Origin of the sequence: Neobacillus sp. OS1-2 (genome assembly GCF_030915505.1) — a bacterium.
Taxonomy (GTDB): Bacteria; Bacillota; Bacilli; order Bacillales; family Cytobacillaceae; genus Neobacillus.
Genome location: NZ_CP133265.1, coordinates 3,146,289 through 3,166,326 on the forward strand (window position 1 = coordinate 3,146,289; position 20,038 = coordinate 3,166,326).

Below are 20,038 nucleotides of genomic sequence, written 5' to 3' on the forward strand. Positions count from 1 at the left end.
TCATGAAGGGATGATAAAAAGTGTTAAAAGAACAAGTTGCCATTGTAACGGGCGCATCGCGAGGTATAGGAAGAGAAATTGCAGTGAAACTTGCTGAGCAGGGAATGAAATTAACAATTGTAGGAAGTTCTTCGCAAGTTACCGAAACGGCTGATGAATTACTGAATATGGGTTATACCCATATTCTTCCTGTCCAAGCAGATGTTTCGAAGGAAGCAGACATGCAAAATGTCGTTCGAAAAACAATTGAAACATATGGAACAGTAGATGTTCTTGTAAATAATGCGGGTGTTGGCTTCTTTAAATTAACGGAAGAAGTAACCGTAGATGAGTGGAAGAAAATCTTTGAGGTAAATGTCCAAGGTGTGTTCCTGGCGACAAAGGCAGTCCTTCCACATATGAAGGAGCAGAAATCGGGCACGATTATTACCATTTCTTCGGATGTTGCCCGATATACCATACCGAATGGTGCTGCCTATACCGCAACAAAATATGCAGTCCAAGGTTTTTCCGGTTCAGTTGCTCAGGAAGTAAGGGAATATGGAATCCGCGTCGGTACAATCAATCCTGGTATGGTCGATACTTATTTCGCCGAATCAACACAAGGACTTGCAGAGAAAAAGGATTGGCTCAAGGTGGAGGACATTGCTAATGCAGTCGTTTATATGGCTTCTGCTCCTAAGCACATGCTGATTGACGAAATCGTCTTACACCCATTTGTACAACAATATCCGATTGCATAACGGAAAACGGCTTCCAAGTGGGAAGCCGTTTTTTTGGTGGAATTCTTTTACCCGGTTGTAAAAAATTCACTCAAACAAATTCGGTATTCACTAAGTTTTCAGGAAAGACTATACAACGGTATCTCATTGGCATCAGGTTCAATGAATTCGTTAGCATGGTCGATGTAACGAAGGAGATTATAAAGTTTTGATTCAAGGACAGTGTAGTCCTTTTCGAAATTGTAGGCATGCAGGAATTGTTCTATCTTCTTAGATAAAAATTGATCTTTTGTTCGTACCATTAAAATCAATAAATTGTCCCACTCAGATCGGTGCGTATAGTATAACGCCCTGTCGTAATCCACTTTATTCATCTGTTTTCTCTCCTCCTCATTAGGAGTTGATGTTATTGTATGACAATCCGGAAATAACTCTCACAGAAAATGTTGGACACCCCGTGTTTACGCTGTTTTCAACATTTTCCTGTATAAATAAATAAAGAGTTGGGCTTATTTGTATCAGAGGAAGATTATGCCATCCTCATTAACTTATTGTTTTAGGGAAAAATAGAAGTAGTTTATTCTATCTTGTTTCATCATTCCCGTCTTCCCTTCATACATTGTGGTAAGAGGAAAAGGGGGAGTGGCGAATGAATGTAGAAGGTCGCAAGCAGCTTGAATATGCCATCAGTGAGATTACGGAAATCGCAACCGGCTTTGGCTTGGATTTTTATCCGATGAGGTACGAAATTTGTCCCGCCGAAATTATTTATACCTTTGGGGCCTACGGGATGCCAACCCGATTTTCTCATTGGAGCTTTGGGAAGCAATTTCACAAAATGAAACTGCATTATGATTTAGGACTTAGTAAAATATACGAGCTTGTCATTAACTCAAACCCGTGTTATGCCTTCTTGCTGGACTCAAATTCTTTAATTCAAAACAAACTGATTGTTGCTCACGTATTGGCCCATTGTGATTTCTTTAAAAACAATGTCCGTTTCCAAAATACAAAACGAGATATGGTTGAAAGTATGGCAGCTACCGCAGACCGAATTCACCAATATGAAATTCAATATGGTAAAAAAGAAGTGGAGACTTTTCTAGATGCAGTCCTGGCAATTGATGAGCACATTGATCCTTCCTTGATGAGGCCGAAGCTTTCTTGGACGATTGGTGATTATGAGGAGGACGAGGAGCAGGAGCATCAAGTAATCACACCATATGATGACCTATGGAAGCTTGACGAGAAGGAAAAAAAGACAGAAGAGCAACCAAAGAAAAGGAAATTTCCACCTAGGCCGGAAAAGGACCTTTTGCTATTTATTGAAACCTACAGCAGAGAGCTTGAAGATTGGCAGCGGGATATCTTGACAATGATGCGGGAAGAAATGCTTTATTTCTGGCCTCAGCTTGAAACAAAAATCATGAATGAAGGCTGGGCTTCATTTTGGCACCAGCGGATTTTACGAGAAATGGATTTAACTAGCGGAGAATCCATTGAATTTGCTAAATTAAATGCCGGGGTTGTTCAACCATCCAAAACGGGAATAAACCCATATTATTTAGGCATTAAAATTTTTGAAGATATTGAAGAGCGGTATAACAATCCAACAGAGGAAATGAAGCGAAGGGGCGTTGAACCCGGTTCAGGAAGGGAAAAAATGTTTGAGGTTCGTGAGGTGGAATCGGATATTTCTTTCCTCCGCAATTACTTAAATAAAGATCTGGTCATGAGAGAAGACATGTATCTTTTCCAAAAGCAAGGCCGGGATTATAAGGTAGTTGATAAGGAGTGGGAGCATATCCGTGATCAGCTCGTAAATATGCGGGTAAACGGTGGATTTCCCTATCTTACTGTCAATGATGGCGACTACTTGAAAAATGGGGAGTTGTATGTAAAACACTGGTATGAGGGAATCGAATTAGATGTTAAATACCTTGAAAAGGTGCTCCCTTATATCCAGCAACTGTGGGGCAGGCCAGTTCATATCGAAACGATGATTGAAGAAAGAAAAATGTTGTTTTCGTATGATGGGAAAGGGGTCCATAGGAAATATTTATAACTGACAATTGCGGATAGGGCGCTGAAGCTAGATATAAAAAAGGGATGTCATCAATAGGTTAAACCTATTGACGACATCCTTTTTTAATTTTTATTAAAGAGACGAAAGTTCTTTTTCTAAGGCATTTTCCACTGTTACATAATCGTAACCAAGATCTTTTGCTACCGCTTCGTAAGTGATTTCCCCATTTGCAACATTCACACCTAGTTTTAATGCAGCATTTTCAGAAATTGCTTTTACTGCACCTTTATTGGCAATTTGCAATGCATATGGAACTGTTACATTTGTTAAAGCAATGGTTGAAGTTCTTGGAACAGCTCCAGGCATATTGGCAACAGAATAATGGAGAACGCCATGTTTTTCAAATGTTGGGTTGTCATGTGTTGTGACATGATCTGAAGTTTCCACAATACCACCTTGGTCAATCGCTACATCGACAATTACTGAGCCAGGCTTCATTGACTTAACCATTTCTTCAGTTACAAGCTTCGGAGCTTTTGCGCCTGGGATTAAGACAGCACCGATTAAAAGATCGGCTTCCGCAACTGCTTCTGCAATGTTGAATGGATTTGACATTAACGTTTTTACTTGATTTCCAAAAATATCATCTAGTTGACGAAGACGGTCTGCGCTTAAGTCAATGATCGTTACGTCTGCACCTAAGCCAATGGCCATTTTTGCAGCGTTAGTACCCACGATACCGCCGCCGATAATGGTTACTTTCCCGCGGTTTACTCCTGGTACACCAGCGAGCAGGATTCCTTGACCACCGTTATTCTTTTGTAAGAACTGTGCACCAATTTGGGCTGCCATTCGTCCAGCTACTTCGCTCATTGGTGTTAGTAGTGGAAGAGTTCTATTTGCTGAAACAGTTTCATAGGCGATAGCAAGAACACCTTTCTCTTTAAGTGCTTGTGCTAATGAAGGTTCTGCAGCAAGGTGTAAATAAGTAAATAAAATTAAACCTGGGCGGAAATATTGGTATTCACTTGAAAGTGGTTCTTTTACCTTCATAATCATCTCTGATTTCGTCCAAACTTGGTTAGCGCTTTCAAGAATTTCCGCACCAGCTTTTGCGTAATCGTTATCAGTGAAACCGCTTCCAATTCCTGCCTCTTTTTCTACTAATACTTTATGACCAGCTTTTATTAATGTAACAACACCTGCAGGCGTAAGTGCTACGCGATTTTCATTATTTTTAATTTCTTTAGGTACCCCAATAAACATCCGTAATTCCTCCCTAATTAACTTTGTAATGTTTTGCTATGGCTAAAGTATAAAATGATTTCAACAGAAATTCTTTGTTAAGAAAGGAGAAATATTTTCAATGTTTTTGGGGATTTTCACAAAATGTTCAAATCCCCTGATATTTCTCCAGCTTTAAATCGAGATAAAGAATCATTTTTTGGTTGGGATCCTTGAAATTAACCTCTCCGATTTCGGCAATACGTTTTAATCGATAATTTAATGTATTGGCATGGACATTTAATTCTCTAGCTGCATCATTAATGTTGTTATCTTGATTTAGAAACACCTCTAATGTTTCAACAAGATTACTATTATGCTTCTTGTCGTAGTCATGGAGTCGTTTTAATGAGTTATTTTCATATTCTTGATCTCGCCTTTTTTCTAAGATGACCTCGAATAATTGATAGATGCCAAGTCCTTGATAATTGAATATATCTTTTGTTTCTATTGGGAATTTTTCTTTAATCGACAGCACCTCCAATGTTTCTTTATAAGCTTTGCCGATTAATTGATAATCCTTATAAATACTGCTATATACTGGCGTGATATCAGTAATTCCGTACCGTTCATTCATTTTCCAAACAAAGCCTTGAGCAAAATGATCAAGCTCATGAAAGGGGTCATCGATATTTGCTGTAGAGACTAATAAAATAAGCTGATTGCAATCAATGGTATAGAGCATAAATTTTATCCGTTGGCTGGTTTTTAACAGATAGGAGATGGACTGCTCCTCTTTACTTGTGATATTTTGCCGGAATTGATATACCACTACAGCAAAAGAGAGGGAAGGTGTGATTTGCAACGATTGGAAGTTTTCAAAAATCTCTTTTTCTCCCTTTAGATGGCCTGTTAAAAGTTTCCAAAAGAATTCTTGTGAATGCTCCTCTTTCTTATTTTTGCGCGTTTGCAACTGCAACAATTTATTTTTTACGGCATCTGCAGCCTTTTTTAGTAAATCCAACTCTTCATCAGATAATCTTTTATCGATTTCGATTGCCCAAATGAATCCTAATACCTCATCTTGCTTCCAGATAGAGATCGCCACGCGGTGGTTAAGACCAATATCATTCATATTCTTTACACGAATAGGTTCCTGGGTCTTTAGCAGTGCGGGAATGGTTCCTTCTTTCCATAATTGATTGATCACCTTCTCAGGCACCCTCCGACCGATAATCGTAGAAATTCTTGCAGGATCTGTGCGTTCATCATGTGTACTGTAGGCTAGAAGGCGATGGTTGGCATCCTCAATTGTAATTGGGCACATTAATACTTGACTAATGAGGTCAGCAAACTCATCTAAACTTTCAAACGAAGTTTTAAAGGGATCTTGTTGCTTAGCATTCAAACTGATTACCTCCACAATATATATATAGGAACAAGGTTCGTCTACCTTTGGGTTGAACGAAAAAAAGTTGTCTTTGTCTAATTTTACAAAAAAATAATAAAAATTTCTCGTTTTTTAACAAAATAAGATTGTTCACAATAATGTTAAAATAATTTCATAAAAAGTTCAAAAGAGGAACAATTTGAGCTTTTCTTATTTGAAAGCGTTGTCAAAATATATAGGAGGTAGAAAAAGGCTTAGAGTTGCTATAGTATTAAAAGTATTATTTTTATATTAAGAAGGTGAATGGTGATCATTTACCCTTCTTACAATAATAGTGTGGATCCAGAACATTTGGGTAAATGGGAAATTGAAGTTTATTAATCAAAGGGGAGATTAATATATGAGCAACAATACTCAAGGGAAAGAACTTCATCGTGGTTTAGAGGAAAGACACATTGCTTTAATGTCATTAGGCGCTTGTATTGGGGTTGGATTATTTCTAGGCTCTGCCACAACCATTAAAATGGCAGGCCCAGGAATTCTAGTTGGGTATGCTGTTGCAGGTCTAATCATGTTTTTTATTATGAGAGCGCTTGGCGAAATGGCTATCCAAAAGCCTGTTGCTGGTTCTTTTAGTGCATATGCCCGCGATTATTTAGGCCCACTTGCAGGATTTATCACGGGATGGAATTATTGGTTTTTATGGATTGTTACCTGTATGGCGGAAATTACTGCAATCGGGATTTATATGGAATATTGGTTCCCAACTGTTCCACGTTGGATTTGGGCACTAGCAGCATTAGTCATAATGGCAACTATCAACTTCCTAGCAGTTAAGGCGTATGGTGAATTAGAATTTTGGTTTGCATTAATTAAAATTGTAACGATCTTAGCAATGATTGCTGTGGGTGGTGCCATGATCTTCTTTGGATTTGGAAATGGCGGCATTGCTACAGGTATTTCTAACCTATGGGAACATGGTGGACTTTTCCCACATGGAATGAAAGGTGTTTTATTATCTTTACAAATGGTTATGTTTGCCTATTTGGGATTAGAAATGATAGGGGTAACAGCAGGAGAGGTAAAAAACCCAGAAAAATCTCTTTCCCGAGCGATTGATACAGTCTTCTGGCGGATATTGATCTTTTATGTAGGTGCACTATTTGTGATTATGTCCATTTACCCTTGGGAGGAAATTGGAACAAAGGGTAGCCCATTTGTTTTAACATTTGAACAAATCGGTATTAAGGGCGCAGCAGGAATTATTAACTTTGTTGTTCTAACTGCTGCACTTTCATCATGTAATAGCGGTATTTTTAGTACCGCCCGGATGCTATTTAATTTAGCTGAGCATGGTGAGGCACCGCAACAATTTGGCAAAGTAACAAAGACTGGAGTTCCCGGGAAAGCAGTCTTAGCATCTGCAGCCGTGTTATTAATTGGAGTCGTGTTAAATTACATTGTACCAGCGAAAGTATTTACCTGGTTATCAAGTATTGCCACGTTTGGTGCGATTTGGACATGGGGAGTCATCCTCCTATCGCAACTTAAATATCGCAAAAGCCTGAAACCTGCAGAAGTGAAAACATTAAAATACAAGCTTCCCCTATATCCTTTCTCGTCTTACCTAGCCCTTGCATTTTTAGCTTTTGTAATTGGCATTATGGGCTATAGTGCGGATACAAGAATAGCTGTTATTATTGGGCCGCTTTTCATTATCTTTTTAGTTGCGGTTTATTATATGAAAGGTTTCCATAAACGGGATTCAATTGAAACGGTAGCGAAAAAACAAGTTAGTTAATTTAGATAATCTTTTCAAAAGCAGCGAGGGACAACTTGATTTGGACCTGCTGTTTTTTTTATTTTATCACTTAGGTGGTTACCTTTTTTCACATACTAAGGATGTATGAAAAAGGAGGTTTACAAAATAATGATGAAAATGTCACGTTGGGTAATTGCTTTAGTATTTTTACTATCGCTTTCAAGTGCACAGGTGAATGCGGAAACTAAGGGAAGAGCATCAGTTAATTTGTATGATCAAAATACGATGTCGGTTCTTTGGTACCAAAAATCAGCAGAAGCAAAGGCATTATACTACCAGGGTTATTATATAGGAAAATTGAGATTGGATGAGATCCTTAGTAAATGGCCGAAAAATAGTTTAAAGCCTGCGATCGTTCTTGATATTGATGAGACAATTCTTGATAACAGCCCACATCTTGCATGGTTTGTGCTACATGGAAAAGATAAACCATTTACGTGGAGGGAATGGTTTAGCAGAGGTGAAGCTATGGCCTTACCTGGAGCAGTTGAATTTTTACAGTATGCAGATTCTAAGGGGGTTGCGATTTATTACATATCCAACCGTAAAGAGGCGCAAAAAGAGGCGACAATGAGAAATTTACAAAGTGTTGGCGCGCCCCAAGTCGACCCAAATCATGTTTTATTAAAACAGCCTGGTGAAAAAGGAAAAGAAACTCGAAGGATGAAAGTTGCAAGGACACATGATATTGTTTTACTTTTTGGTGACAACTTAAGTGACTTTAGCGGCTTCGATCAGTTATCAGTCTCCGGAAGGCTTCAAGCTGTTGAAAAAACTAAAGAAGAATTCGGTAAAAAGCTAATCGTGTTCCCTAACCCTATGTATGGGGATTGGGAAGGAGCAGTATATGATTATAATTACAGAAAAACGGATGAAGAAAAAGCGAAGTTACGAAAGCAATACTTAGAAAATGACTAATAAAAAAACAACCGCCGCCGCCATAATTGGTCGGTAGCGGTTTCCCTTCTAAGGTTTAAAGGAATGCTTTAATCCCCACTAAAACGAGCCCAATTAAAAATCCACAAACAGCCCCATTGACACGAATCCATTGCAGGTCTTTACCGACATTCGTTTCAACCATGTTTATAAGGGTTTTGTCGTCTAATCTTTCTAAATTCTCCTCGACGAGCTTACCAATTCTTGAATGATTTTTATCAATAAAACTGGAAACATGCTGCTTTATCCAAGTTTCAAATGCGACAACTTTTTCTGAATCCTCTTTAATATGACCGAGCCCATTAATGATAATGGGGAGAAGGTAATCTTCCGAGAAGCTTGGATTTTCGACAAAATCAGATGCTTTTTGCTTCAATTGATCAAGTAAAGAGACAATTTGTTCTTCAGGTTCCCACTTTGTAATCAAATGAGTTTTTAATTGATTAAGTTCATCGTAAATTTTTTCATCACTTTTTATTGATTGCAGCTTATTACGAATATGAATCATTAAAGTTTGTCTATTTTGGTTAAATGGATTGCGATAGCTATCCACCCCTTTTAGAATTAGGCCTTGAATAATATTACCGAGCTTTTCTTCGTTAACAAGATTACTAAATGACTTTAATGCAAACTGCATAAACCCATCTGCTTTAATATTTTCCACAGCGTCAACAGCTAATCCGCCTAGCTTATACTTCGTACTATCCTTCTCAGCCCATTCATTAATTTCTTTCAGAATATAATCAAGGGTTTTTTCATCATATTTTCTTTCCGAGATCTGATCGATCATCAGTGGAAGGTAGTTCTTACTATCTAATTTGTTTAGCTGAGATTTTAGTTCCTTTTCAATTATAGGAGCAATGCTTTTTGTGTTGACTGTATTAATCAAATGTTGGATAAGGATGATGATATTCTTTTGAACTGATTTTGAATAGATTTCCTTATCAATGATTTCAAATAGTCTTTTAGAAAAATTGATTGTTTCAATTTTTTTCCGAATGCTCTCTTTCGTCAGCCAATCATTTTCCAACATTGAAATTATCCCGGCGACAATTCTCTTCCGATTCTTTGGCAGCAATGCAGTATGGGGGATGGGAATGCCCAATGGGTGCCGAAATAAGGCGGTTACCGCAAACCAATCCGCAAGCCCCCCAACGAGACCTGCTTCAAACCCCCCCTGTAGGATGATTCCCCAAAGCGAATCCCGTATGGGGAGTGTTGACAAAAATCCGATTGCCATCACCGCAAGAGAAATAGTCGCTAAATGCTGCGATTTATTTTTCTGGTTTAACATCTTTGTACCCCTCGTTTTGTTTATGAAATATTGTTTAGTGCTATTATCTCAATATAGCTGGAAAAAAAGCAAAAAAAAACTTCTTTTTCAATAAGAAATAAAAAAAGACCCTCTCATTAGCTAAGAGAGGAGTTCTTTTTCTGTGGCTTTATATGTGTGATGAGACCATCAAGGTTTGTAATATAAAATTGTGTTTCAGGAGCTGTTTTAAGGTAATGATCCTGCATGAGCTGGTAATAATTCACCCTATGATGTGGATCAAATTTTAACATGGGATATTCCTTGTGATCCTTCACATATTGATCAACAGCCCTTTGCACGATATCCATTTCAATTGGAATTTGTTTTTCACTATCTTCAAAGAGATCATAGGTTTCTTTTGACATATAAAACTTTTTAGCAGGAACTCCACCAAGGAGAGGGGCAAGCTGTTTAAAGTCGATACTGCCATCTTCCTGCACAAGAATCGTCCGGAATACTCCCTTTGGTAAATGATCAGAAAATGTCCTAACGGCTTTCCTTACATCATCAATGGTTACATCAATAATTGGATAGTTTATTTTATTAGTCAAATCCATTCCTTTAGGATTTTCATTTTTTGGTTTTTCCTGTTTGGGCGATTTAAAGTATTTTTGGACCATCGAATAAACTGTTAATCCTCCAACGCCAATTCCTAAAAATGTACCAATCAATGTAAAGGTGGGGTATAGTTCGAATCGCTGATCTAGAAAAGATCCTAGCTTAAACCCGCAATAAACGGATAAAGCAATAGCAATCCCAAAAACCATGTTTAAGGAAAGGGCTTTCATTAGAAAGGTCGTGAACTCATTCCAATGTGTTTCATTGCGGTTCTTTTCATCTTTTAAAAATCTCTTAACTTCGTTTTTCATTTCTGCCGACACCTTGTTTTCTTCGAAAAAGCTTTTAAGATACTCTTCATCGGATTTATTTTCGTTCTTCAATAGACAGGCCGTTTTCTCACGGGCTCCTATTGTGTAATGAACATAAATCCACTTTTCTTCAAAACCTAATTCGAGATTTTCTGTTACTCTGCCCAAGTATTTAGTAAACTTGTGCCTCATCAGTTTATGCCCCCTTTATTTGAGTGTTTTGGGGAAAAGTGCGTGTCTTTGTTCGAAATGCCTCGTCTTTTGCAGTCTTTTTAATTTGTTTCGCTTCATCTTTTGCCTCTTGAATCAACTGTTTTGCTTGATTTTCACTGTGCTTTATTATTTCCCTTGCCTCTATTTTAGCCTGTTTTAGAATGTCTTGACTATCTTCAAAGTTAACTTTTGCTTCAAATTTGTATTTTTCGGTCAATTTTAATTGCTCTTCGATATGCTCTTTTCGTTTATCGAGGATATCCACAAGCTTTATTAGAACAAATTTCTTTAAAATGAAAACTAAAATGGTAAAAATAATGGCTTGATAAATCATGGTGCCCAATGAAATTGGCAGCCCAAATAACGTAATATCACCCATCTTTATTACTCCCTTCACTTTTTTAGGTTAATCTATGTGCAATATAAACCATTGTAAGTGTGACAAAGATATATGCTTGAATTGTACCGATAAAAATACAAAATGCCTGCCAGATTAACATTGGCACGGAAGCTAGGAGGATGATAAAGAATCCATGGGTTACAGTGTTTGCAATCAGGGCAAGCATAACTTCGCCGGCGTAAATATTCCCAAATAATCGAAGACCGAGCGTTAAGGTTGTAGCAAGTTGTTCGATGGCATTGATAGGGAATAGGACCTTAAAGGGTTTGAAGAAACTTACAAAAAAATGTTTAAAGCCATGTAAGCGGATATCGATGAAATGGGTATAAGCAATGATCATGATGGCAAGCGTCATGGTAACATGAGCGTCAGCGGTAGGAGATTTCCACCAGGCAACGGGATGTTCTTCAACAGTAATAATAGAGAAGGGAACTCCCATCAGATTTGCAATAAATAGGTACATTAAGAGTGCAACTCCAGTTGACAATATAAATAAATTGTTGGAAGCCACCATTGAAGAATTCATGATGTTCTTAACAAACTCCAGAATCCACTCCATCATATTCTGCCATCTTCTTGGTACACCTATTGTAGGATTTCTTGTAAATAAGTAAGCAATGAGAAAAACAAAAATTGCAGCAATGGTTGTGGTTAAAATGATGGATAAATCAAACGTTAAATGAAACAAAACTATTTGAGGCCTCGAGTGTTCCGTGATGTCCAACCCCTTTCTATGAAAAGTATGGATTCGGAATAGTAAGGAACAATTGAGTGTGAGGGAATAACTCGTGTCATATATATTATATACAAAAAAAGTAATTATTGTAACATAGTTCACAGTAATTACTTAATTTTCTGAATAGTACAGTTAACAAGGTTTGAAAGTTTGTTAGCATTAAGTTGTTTTACATATTGTATTGTGTAGAATAGTAATATTTTATATAATTATCAAGGCTAAAATAGAAATAGGGGGAACACCAGATGAAAAAATTCTTAGTATTATTATCAGCCATTACAATGGCTATGGCGCTAGCCGCTTGTTCAAACAGTGATGAGTCTAAAATAGAAAAGAAAGAAGATCAAAAAGAAGCAGCGGCACCAAAAGTGGAAGTAAAAAAAGAATTAGTTAAATTCTATATGGATCTTGGAAACAAAATTAATGCAAAAGATGCCGAATTAAATTCTTATGTAGCAAAAGCAACCAAGGAAGATGCTAAGCCTGAAGAATTACCAACTGCTGAGGATCGTGCTAAAGCGAGTGAATCAGCTTCTGCTGTAGCCGTTGAACTAAATAGTGTTCAAATTCCTACTGAGCTAAAAGAACAAAAAACTGATCTTGAGGCGGCAGTAAAAGAATATGCGGCTTCATACCAAGAAAAAGCGGATGAATTGAAAAAAGATGCTCCATCCCTAGATGCGGCGGATAAAACTTTCGCGCAAGCTGAGGAAAAACTTGGTAAGGTATTTGAAAGTGCAAAATTACTTCCACCAAGCTTAGGTAAACAAGTTAACTAATTGTCAAGCAAAACAGGCTGGATGATAGATCACCCGGCCCGTTTTGACTTTGGATAAAGTAAAAGTCAGTATTAACTAATAACCGCGCTTATTTCCTCTTTGTAGCTTACTTGAATTTCATCTAGATGATCATCAACAGTCAAATAAGTTTCAGTATCTTCGAAGAACCAAACATCATTCCCTTCAACATAAAACGTAATGCCATTTACTTCTTTTGTAAAGCCAATGTTTGCAGGATGTTCGGCCGAAAAAGCTAGACTATAACCTTTATGTTTCTGTCCAAACCCGGCATATTGAGGATACATACGAATGCTGAATGGTTTATTGAATTCAAATTCTCGCGTGAACCATAAAGAGGCTTTTTCATCAATAGATATGAACATACTTATACACCAACCTTTTCCTTGTTGATATTCCGTTAGGATAAAAATGACTACATATAAAAGACCTTTCCCTTATAGTGAAAGCTTATAATTTTTCATATGTTTTGCATGTGACAATATTCACGGTGAGGCCCAAACCGTGTTGATTTAATAAATTGTTCAATTTTTTGCTTCGGATTGTTCACAAGTGTGCAATAAATCAATATGGAATGATGAATAAAATGTTTTAATAGAGATAACTCAATTAATTTACTTTATTGGAGGAGAATATGAATAAGGATTGGACAAAAGATCTGGAACACGACGAATATGAACAGGATATTGACCTAATAATAAAGGACGCATTAGAGGCGGTGGAGGAAACAGCTTCCGGCCGTTTTGTAAACCTTGTGACATCTTCACATTTTGGAAATCCTACTGATTATTTACAGCCTTTAATTGAGGAAATGTATCCAGATATGGTAAGGATTAAATTCATTGACCAATGTGGATGTGGGGGATATGTACTGCGGGTTTGGAAGAATTAATGTTGTTCACAAAAACTTCTAAAATTATTTTTGATTTTTAACGTTTATTGTTGCCGTTTTTGTAACATGTTTATAGTGAAAACGATGATAAAATAAAGGAAATAGAATAAGGGAGTTTTTGATCATGGAAAAACAATTTGAAAAGATTTCTGAGAATGTCGATGATATAAAAAGTCTAATCAATACTTTTAATACCACACTGGATAACATTGAAAAAAGACTGGCAAGATTAGAGAAAATGGACAGCATTGAACATAGAGTTGAAGTCAACCAAATAGATTTATCTGACATTAAAGATTCCCTTCAGCGTATTGAAGAAACGCAAAGTAAAGATATTCAGCATATCAATCGCCGCCTTGATTCACATTTGGTGAAAATTGCAAAAGTAGAAGAGGAACTTATTATTTCACAATCAAAATAATGGTAAACAGAAAAATAGACCGAGCGCATCGGTCTATTTTTCACTTATTACGATAATACCTCTGATTTGGATACAGCAATTTTCGGGGTTATTGTTTCTTCATTATGAACATTTTTTGTAACTTCCAAATATTTAATATGATGTTCTTCCATATCAAGGATTTTAAAGGTATATGAATCATGGTGAATGATGTCGCCTTCTTTGGCCTCATAATTTTCGGTTAAAATCCAGCCGCCAATGGTATCTACATCTTCATCATCAATTTCTACACCTAATAAATCATTCACTTCTGTTACTAATACTTTAGAGTCAATAATATAATGATTTTCTTTGATTTTGCGGATTTCTGGAATTTCATCCATATCGAATTCATCACGGATCTCGCCAACGATTTCTTCAAGGATATCTTCAACCGTAACAAGCCCTGAAGTCCCACCATATTCGTCCATTAAGATGGCCATATGCACACGGTCTTTTTGCATTTTTACTAACAAATCATGAATGGGTATCGTTTCTATTACTCTAATAATTGGCCGCGAATAGCTTTCTAGTGTTTGAGATGATAAATTTTCATTACCAATTAAATCAGTCATAACTTCTTTGATATTGATAAGGCCTATGATATGATCCTTATCGCCATCAATAACAGGATATCGTGTAAACTTTTCTTCACGTAAAACCTCTAGAAAAGTTTCTAATGAATCATCCTTTGACAATGAAACCATTTCTGTTCGTGGAACCATGATTTCCTTTGCGATACGATTATCAAATTCAAAGATTTTATTTACATACTTAAACTCTGATTGGTTAATTTCACCACTTTTATAGCTTTCAGATAGGATAATTCGAAGCTCTTCCTCTGTATGGGCAATTTCATTTTCGGAAACAGGCTTTAACCCAAACATACTTGAAACAATCCGAGCAGACCCATTAAGAACCCAAATAAATGGGTACATAATTTTATAAAATAGGATAAGCGGGCGTGAGACAAGTAGCGTAATTAGTTCAGCCTTTTGAATGGCCAGTGTTTTGGGTGCGAGCTCGCCAACGACCACATGTAAAAACGTAATGGTCGCAAATGCTATTCCAATTGATAATATTTGCGTTGCACTCTCAGGAACGTTTAGCCTTTGAAAGAGAGGCCCAAGCATATGCTCAATGGTTGATTCCCCTATCCAACCTAAACCCAAGGCCGTTATCGTTATACCTAATTGACAGGCAGACAGATATTCATCAAGGTTTGAAATGACCCTTTTTGCGGAAACAGCCTTCGAATTTCCTTCCTCTATTAACTGATCGATTCTCGAACTTCTAATTTTAACAATAGCAAATTCCGAAGTTACAAAAAAAGCAGTTAAGGCAATTAAAATGGCTATAATAACCAAGTTAAATATGTCCAAATAAGTTCCCTTATCCCGTTTTTAGACGGGTAAGGAGTCACCTCCCAGTAATTTAAAAAAATTAACTCGTGACATTCAGAAGGGAATTCATGAGCGCTGTACGCAGCAAGCTAAGATTGTTGGTTAGCTTCTCTTTTTGTTGATCATCCAATTTTTCCAGAATAGGTTGAAGATCAAATAAGTCGCTATGAAGCTGCTTCATTTGCTGTGTAACAGCACTTACATGTTTTTCTACCTCTGATTCACGAATGTTTATGGATTTACGCATTTCTAGCTTTCTTCTAATCTCGTCTAATGGAAAGTGCAGACTCTTGCATTCCTCAATAAACTTTAAATCCTCCAATGATTCATCCGAATAAATGCGGTAATTTGACTTAGAGCGTTGTGCCTTCAATAAACCAATAGACGTATAATAGTCAATTGTTCGTTTTGAAACATCAGCTCTTTTTGCTATTTCACCAATTCGATAGACAGCCCCATCTTACCACCTCAACATTTTTTAAATTAACAATAATTATAAAGAATTTAAACTGTACAGTCAAACGTTCTGGTTAGAATAGTTGTTGATAACACTATTTTATGGTAAATATCAGTAAATATGAATAATGAAATCAAAATATTACAAAAATTTAATTGACAAACAACGCCTCCTAATCAGGAGACGCTATTTTTTTAACTTCAATGTATACGATATGGTGTCCTTCGATTTCCTTTATTTGAAACAGGTATCCGTCCGTTTCAATGGTATCACCTTTATGGACGTCAAACTTTTGTGTCAGGAACCAACCGCCAATTGTATCGACATCATCCTCTTCAAGTGTAGTACCAAGGAGGTCATTTACTTCACCAATCAAGACTTTTCCATCCAAAATGAAATGGTCATTTTCTTTTTTCTGGATCAGAGGAAGTTCATCCATATCAAACTCGTCACGTATTTCACCGACAATTTCTTCAAGAATGTCTTCGACCGTAACAATTCCTGCTGTACCGCCATACTCATCTGATAAAACAGCTAAATGTGTTCGGTTTTTTTGCAGCTTCACTAAAAGCTCTTTAATGGGTATCGTTTCAATCACATGAATCACAGGCTTTAAATAGGGGATAAGTGGTTCTTCACCGAGACATTTTTGCTCAATACAATCTGTTAAAACCTCTTTAATATTGACAATACCCAAAATATTATCTTTATCACCATCGATTAGAGGATATCTCGTATACTTTTCCTGCTTAATGGTTTCGATGATTTCGTCCATTTTGGCCGTTTTAGATAGCGTAACAACTTCAGTTCTTGGCACCATAATTTCTTTGGCAATCCGATCATCGAACTCAAATATTCGATTCATATACTTATACTCAGATTGATTGATTTCTCCGCTCTCATAGCTTTGGGACAGGATCATCCGCAATTCTTCCTCAGACATGACAAGATCTTGTTCAGAAGCAGGTTTGATTCCGAATAGTCCTGTAATGGTTCGAGCAGACCGATTAAGAATCCAAATAAACGGATACAAAACTTTGTAAAAAAGAATTAATGGCCCAGCGAATAACAAAATGATTTCTTCAGCCTTTTGAATGGCAAATGTTTTTGGCGCTAATTCACCAATGACTACATTGAAGAAAGTAATAATGGCAAATGCCAGAAACGTTGCAATAATGGGTTCCAAAGATAACGGAATATGAACCCATGAAAAGATTGGTTCCAAAATCTCTCGGATAGTAGACTCACCCCGCCAACCTAAGATTAAGGAAGTAATGGTGATGCCTACTTGTGTGGCGGAAAGGTACCCATCCATATTAGAAATTACCTTTCTTGCCGCTTCAGCCTTTTTATGTCCTTCAGATACTAATTGATCGATTCGCGTTGTTCTTACCCTTACGATGGCAAATTCTGATGCTACGAAAAAAGCAGTTAAGGCAATTAATATAGCTATAATGAAAACATTTATCCAAATCATCGGTACCCTTACTTCCTGAGTAAGGTATGCCACCTCACTTACGATTCGCTCTAGACATTCGAAATTCAACTTATTATTATTATTTCAAAAAAAGTTTTGATTAGCAAATAGGAGGGCAGTCTCATGCAAAATGCCGTCAAAAAGACGGCATAACTAACGCTTAACTGTGAATGTATCCCAGTCCCGGGACAACATGCTATAGACAATTAAATCATGGAAAGAACCATTTAATTGTTCTCCGTCTCGAAGTTTCCCCTCTTTTACAAATCCAAGTCTTTCAGGGATTGCCCTGCTTTTCTTGTTTTTTACCCCGCAACGTATTTCGATTCGGTTTAATCGTAATTGGAAAAAGGCATAATTTAAAAGTGCTTGAACAGAACGTGTGATTATTCCATGCCCCTCCGCATTTCTGGCAAGATAATAGCCGATGCTAGCCATGCTGTTATACCAATCAATTTGATGTAATCCCAATGAGCCAACAAGTTCCCCTTTGTAAAGAATCCCAACGTTCATTCCACTATTTTCAGCAAATTGTGAAAGCCATACTGGAATAATCGACTCAAATTGATAGGGGGAAGTCATGCTATCCACCCATGGCATCCATTCGCGTAAGTGCTCCCGATTTTCCTCCACGAGCTGATATAGCTGTAGGGCATGATGCTGTTGAAATAGTTGAAGTTCAATTTCATGATCAACCTTTAATGTAAACATATGCCTAATCTCCCGAAAAAATTTTTTTGTACATCATATGCAGCAGAGTGTACTGTCGGGAAAAAAATCATATAAAAAATCCCTCTTTGGGAAAAAGTGGGATTTACCGTTTTCTGTTAGATCATGGGCAGGTATATTGAAAAGGTGGTTTTATCCAGGACGGAGTCACAGGTTAAATCCCCTTTATGCTTTTCGATTATTTCATTACATACAAATAATCCTAATCCTGTCCCTAGTTTTTTAGTTGTGAAAAAGGGTTCAAAAATGGTCTTTTGCAATTCTGCAGGGATTATTGGACCATTATTGGAAATACTAATTTTAATTTTCCCGTTCGGGTCTATACTGCTATTGATCTCGATAGTGGGATTAGCTACTTCATGATGGTTAAGTACATCAATTGCGTTAAAAACGATATTGATGAAAACTTGCCTAATTTCATCAGCATAGCCATTTAGAGTGAAGTCATCCCGTAAATTTTTAATAATTTTTACTTTGCTGTCTAAAATACTTGGATAAAGGAAGTTTAATACCTCGTCAATTAGCTGATTTAGCTGAAAGTGAACCTTTTCCTTCCCAATTAATTCCTTCTTTGAAAGTAATAAGAACTGTGATATTCGAAAATTTAGTTGATCTAACTCACTCGAAATGATATCCAAATATCTCATGTTAGGAAAATCACCCTTAAGTAATTGAATAAATCCCTGTACAGATGTAAGTGGATTTCTAAATTCATGAATAAAGCTTGAAGTCATTTGACCAAGAAGGGTCAACCGGTCTTGGTGTGTGGAGTCAATGAACAGTGTTTTTTCTTCGATGATTTTATTTTTTGCTTCCGAAAAATGAGATACGGCAAAATAGAGAAATTTATCGAAGCAAAAATTGACCATATTGATCGCTTCCTGCATGTCGGACCATGATATTCCAGATTTACCTAAATTGCTGTATAGAATCGTTCTGCCCAAATTTACATTATAGACAAAGTCACCAATGTTAATATCGGCTAAAACTCTTTCCTCAGATACCTCTATCGCAAGTTTTTCAAGAATTTCTAGGAGCTCTTGTTTTGATTTCAAATGCATCGAAAATAGCACATTTAATAAAGCTTCCCCGTTTTCACGAATTTTCATTTTATAGGGATCTCCTTGATTGACCACAATAGCATTTTCCCATTCTTGCACTAAGGTCTCCTTGTTTTGATTAAAAAAAACGATTAAATCCGTTTGTTCTCCCGTAAACATGTTGTCTCCCCCCATGGTATTCACAAAACTGATTACCATGTTAATTCGATGATAAAGGCAAAAATCCCTTTTAATATGGAAGATTAATAATTTCCTTGTAAAAAACTTTAAACAATAGTATATTTTTTTTATGGATCAATTGAATACTTCCACAGGGGGGGCTGCCTAATGGCGGCTGAGAGTGAACGTAAGAGTTCTGACCCTATGAACCTGTTAGTTAACACTAGCGTAGGGATGTGGTTTGCCGGATATTAAAGCAATGCAGACAATCCTTTTCGTCTTGCATTGCTTTTTTTATTGTATTTTTTTTGGCACCTTATTGGTTTTGGGAGAAATCAAATGAATTTAATTGAATAGGGGGAAGGAAGAATGAACAAAAAGAAGAGTAACACTCTTTTTATTACGGAGGTAGCTGTTTTTTCAGCACTTGCCTTCTTATTGGACATGGCGGCAGAATTACTTTCGCTAAAAATTTGGCCACAGGGTGGTTCGGTTTCGATTGCCATGGTTCCAATATTTCTAATGGCGTACCGCTGGGGCATAAAAGGTGGTCTCTTAACGGGATTTTTACTTGGGGTGTTACAGGTTGTCCTGGGGTTCGGCAAAATTTATTTCGTTGTACAGGGTTTACTTGATTACTTTATTGCTTTTACGGTGGTAGGTTTAGCCGGTATCTTTGCGGGGCAGATTAGGAAATCTCTTCATAATGGTGATAAAGGTAAATGGATTTCCTATGTTGTTTTGGGAGCCTTTATCGGAAGTTTGCTGCGTTATTTATGTCATGTTATTGCCGGGGCAGTCTTTTTCGGCGAATATGCACCAAAGGGTCAGCCAGTAGTGATCTACTCCTTGCTTTATAATGGAACATATATGCTCCCAAGCTTTATTATTAGTGCCATTATTATCATTCTTGTTATAAGCGCGATGCCAAAGAAAACTTTTTTACAAGGTCATTAAGAGAGATTGAAAAG

Annotated in this window: 21 protein-coding genes and 1 riboswitch; of the genes, 8 read left to right on the forward strand and 13 right to left on the reverse strand. The window is 36.9% G+C overall.

The window, feature by feature from the left end; all coding sequences use genetic code 11:
* The first annotated feature begins 20 nt into the window (after nucleotides 1–20).
* A complete protein-coding gene (locus tag RCG19_RS15515; RefSeq protein WP_308107869.1) occupies nucleotides 21–743 on the forward strand; it encodes an SDR family oxidoreductase in 723 nt (240 codons plus the stop codon).
* A gap of 98 nt (nucleotides 744–841) precedes the next feature.
* Here the strand turns inward: RCG19_RS15515 and RCG19_RS15520 are convergent, their stop codons facing one another.
* Nucleotides 842–1,096 (reverse strand): YhdB family protein, encoded by a 255-nt coding sequence (locus RCG19_RS15520; protein WP_166243111.1) that lies wholly within the window; start codon nucleotides 1,094–1,096, stop codon nucleotides 842–844.
* Nucleotides 1,097–1,371: 275 nt separating this feature from the next.
* Here RCG19_RS15520 and RCG19_RS15525 point away from each other — a divergent pair, with 275 nt between their 5' ends.
* Nucleotides 1,372–2,787 (forward strand): SpoVR family protein, encoded by a 1,416-nt coding sequence (locus RCG19_RS15525; RefSeq protein WP_308107870.1) that lies wholly within the window; start codon nucleotides 1,372–1,374, stop codon nucleotides 2,785–2,787.
* A 93-nt stretch (nucleotides 2,788–2,880) separates the two neighbouring features.
* On the opposite strand, the gene ald is transcribed toward RCG19_RS15525, so the two are convergent.
* Both ald and RCG19_RS15535 read right to left on the reverse strand, forming a co-directional pair.
* Complete coding sequence (gene ald, locus RCG19_RS15530) at nucleotides 2,881–4,014, reverse strand: alanine dehydrogenase (protein ID WP_308107871.1); 1,134 nt, start codon at nucleotides 4,012–4,014, stop codon at nucleotides 2,881–2,883.
* Nucleotides 4,015–4,141: 127 nt separating this feature from the next.
* Complete coding sequence (locus tag RCG19_RS15535; RefSeq protein ID WP_374049550.1) at nucleotides 4,142–5,380, reverse strand: PucR family transcriptional regulator; 1,239 nt, start codon at nucleotides 5,378–5,380, stop codon at nucleotides 4,142–4,144.
* Nucleotides 5,381–5,762: 382 nt separating this feature from the next.
* Between RCG19_RS15535 and RCG19_RS15540 the strand changes: the two genes are divergently transcribed.
* Both RCG19_RS15540 and RCG19_RS15545 read left to right on the forward strand, forming a co-directional pair.
* Nucleotides 5,763–7,163, forward strand: a complete 1,401-nt coding sequence (locus RCG19_RS15540; protein ID WP_308107872.1) for an amino acid permease — start codon at nucleotides 5,763–5,765, stop codon at nucleotides 7,161–7,163.
* Between the two features lie 132 nt (nucleotides 7,164–7,295).
* Complete coding sequence (locus RCG19_RS15545) at nucleotides 7,296–8,102, forward strand: 5'-nucleotidase, lipoprotein e(P4) family (protein WP_308111006.1); 807 nt, start codon at nucleotides 7,296–7,298, stop codon at nucleotides 8,100–8,102.
* 55 nt (nucleotides 8,103–8,157) lie between these two features.
* Here RCG19_RS15545 and RCG19_RS15550 read toward each other — a convergent pair whose 3' ends face one another.
* The 4 genes from RCG19_RS15550 to atpB all read right to left on the reverse strand — a co-directional run bounded on the left by RCG19_RS15550 (nucleotide 8,158) and on the right by atpB (nucleotide 11,605).
* Nucleotides 8,158–9,414, reverse strand: a complete 1,257-nt coding sequence (locus tag RCG19_RS15550; RefSeq protein ID WP_308107873.1) for a DUF445 domain-containing protein — start codon at nucleotides 9,412–9,414, stop codon at nucleotides 8,158–8,160.
* 116 nt (nucleotides 9,415–9,530) lie between these two features.
* Complete coding sequence (locus tag RCG19_RS15555; protein ID WP_308107874.1) at nucleotides 9,531–10,496, reverse strand: AtpZ/AtpI family protein; 966 nt, start codon at nucleotides 10,494–10,496, stop codon at nucleotides 9,531–9,533.
* Nucleotides 10,497–10,500: 4 nt separating this feature from the next.
* Nucleotides 10,501–10,896 carry a F0F1 ATP synthase subunit B gene (locus RCG19_RS15560; protein ID WP_308107875.1) on the reverse strand — a complete coding sequence of 132 codons (396 nt, stop codon included), beginning with the start codon at nucleotides 10,894–10,896 and terminating at the stop codon, nucleotides 10,501–10,503.
* 22 nt (nucleotides 10,897–10,918) lie between these two features.
* A complete protein-coding gene (atpB, locus tag RCG19_RS15565; protein WP_374049551.1) occupies nucleotides 10,919–11,605 on the reverse strand; it encodes a F0F1 ATP synthase subunit A in 687 nt (228 codons plus the stop codon).
* Nucleotides 11,606–11,898: 293 nt separating this feature from the next.
* Between atpB and RCG19_RS15570 the strand changes: the two genes are divergently transcribed.
* Nucleotides 11,899–12,432 (forward strand): putative periplasmic lipoprotein, encoded by a 534-nt coding sequence (locus RCG19_RS15570; protein ID WP_308107876.1) that lies wholly within the window; start codon nucleotides 11,899–11,901, stop codon nucleotides 12,430–12,432.
* A gap of 71 nt (nucleotides 12,433–12,503) precedes the next feature.
* On the opposite strand, the gene RCG19_RS15575 is transcribed toward RCG19_RS15570, so the two are convergent.
* Nucleotides 12,504–12,815 (reverse strand): HesB/YadR/YfhF family protein, encoded by a 312-nt coding sequence (locus tag RCG19_RS15575; RefSeq protein ID WP_308107877.1) that lies wholly within the window; start codon nucleotides 12,813–12,815, stop codon nucleotides 12,504–12,506.
* A 269-nt stretch (nucleotides 12,816–13,084) separates the two neighbouring features.
* Between RCG19_RS15575 and RCG19_RS15580 the strand changes: the two genes are divergently transcribed.
* Both RCG19_RS15580 and RCG19_RS15585 read left to right on the forward strand, forming a co-directional pair.
* Nucleotides 13,085–13,342, forward strand: a complete 258-nt coding sequence (locus RCG19_RS15580) for a CGCGG family putative rSAM-modified RiPP protein (RefSeq protein ID WP_308107878.1) — start codon at nucleotides 13,085–13,087, stop codon at nucleotides 13,340–13,342.
* Nucleotides 13,343–13,466: 124 nt separating this feature from the next.
* Complete coding sequence (locus RCG19_RS15585; protein WP_166241724.1) at nucleotides 13,467–13,763, forward strand: hypothetical protein; 297 nt, start codon at nucleotides 13,467–13,469, stop codon at nucleotides 13,761–13,763.
* A gap of 47 nt (nucleotides 13,764–13,810) precedes the next feature.
* Here the strand turns inward: RCG19_RS15585 and RCG19_RS15590 are convergent, their stop codons facing one another.
* From RCG19_RS15590 to RCG19_RS15610, 5 genes are all read right to left on the reverse strand, one after another.
* Nucleotides 13,811–15,163 (reverse strand): hemolysin family protein, encoded by a 1,353-nt coding sequence (locus RCG19_RS15590; protein WP_166241722.1) that lies wholly within the window; start codon nucleotides 15,161–15,163, stop codon nucleotides 13,811–13,813.
* A 61-nt stretch (nucleotides 15,164–15,224) separates the two neighbouring features.
* Nucleotides 15,225–15,626, reverse strand: a complete 402-nt coding sequence (locus tag RCG19_RS15595; protein ID WP_308111008.1) for a MerR family transcriptional regulator — start codon at nucleotides 15,624–15,626, stop codon at nucleotides 15,225–15,227.
* 187 nt (nucleotides 15,627–15,813) lie between these two features.
* Complete coding sequence (locus RCG19_RS15600) at nucleotides 15,814–17,118, reverse strand: hemolysin family protein (protein WP_308107879.1); 1,305 nt, start codon at nucleotides 17,116–17,118, stop codon at nucleotides 15,814–15,816.
* A 153-nt stretch (nucleotides 17,119–17,271) separates the two neighbouring features.
* Nucleotides 17,272–17,829, reverse strand: a complete 558-nt coding sequence (locus RCG19_RS15605; protein WP_308107880.1) for a GNAT family N-acetyltransferase — start codon at nucleotides 17,827–17,829, stop codon at nucleotides 17,272–17,274.
* A 116-nt stretch (nucleotides 17,830–17,945) separates the two neighbouring features.
* Nucleotides 17,946–19,067 carry a histidine kinase N-terminal domain-containing protein gene (locus RCG19_RS15610; RefSeq protein ID WP_308107881.1) on the reverse strand — a complete coding sequence of 374 codons (1,122 nt, stop codon included), beginning with the start codon at nucleotides 19,065–19,067 and terminating at the stop codon, nucleotides 17,946–17,948.
* 144 nt (nucleotides 19,068–19,211) lie between these two features.
* Nucleotides 19,212–19,319, forward strand: a riboswitch (TPP riboswitch).
* A 117-nt stretch (nucleotides 19,320–19,436) separates the two neighbouring features.
* On the opposite strand from RCG19_RS15610, the gene thiT reads away from it, so the two are divergent.
* Nucleotides 19,437–20,024 carry an energy-coupled thiamine transporter ThiT gene (gene thiT / locus RCG19_RS15615; RefSeq protein ID WP_166241714.1) on the forward strand — a complete coding sequence of 196 codons (588 nt, stop codon included), beginning with the start codon at nucleotides 19,437–19,439 and terminating at the stop codon, nucleotides 20,022–20,024.
* Nucleotides 20,025–20,038: the final 14 nt, after the last annotated feature.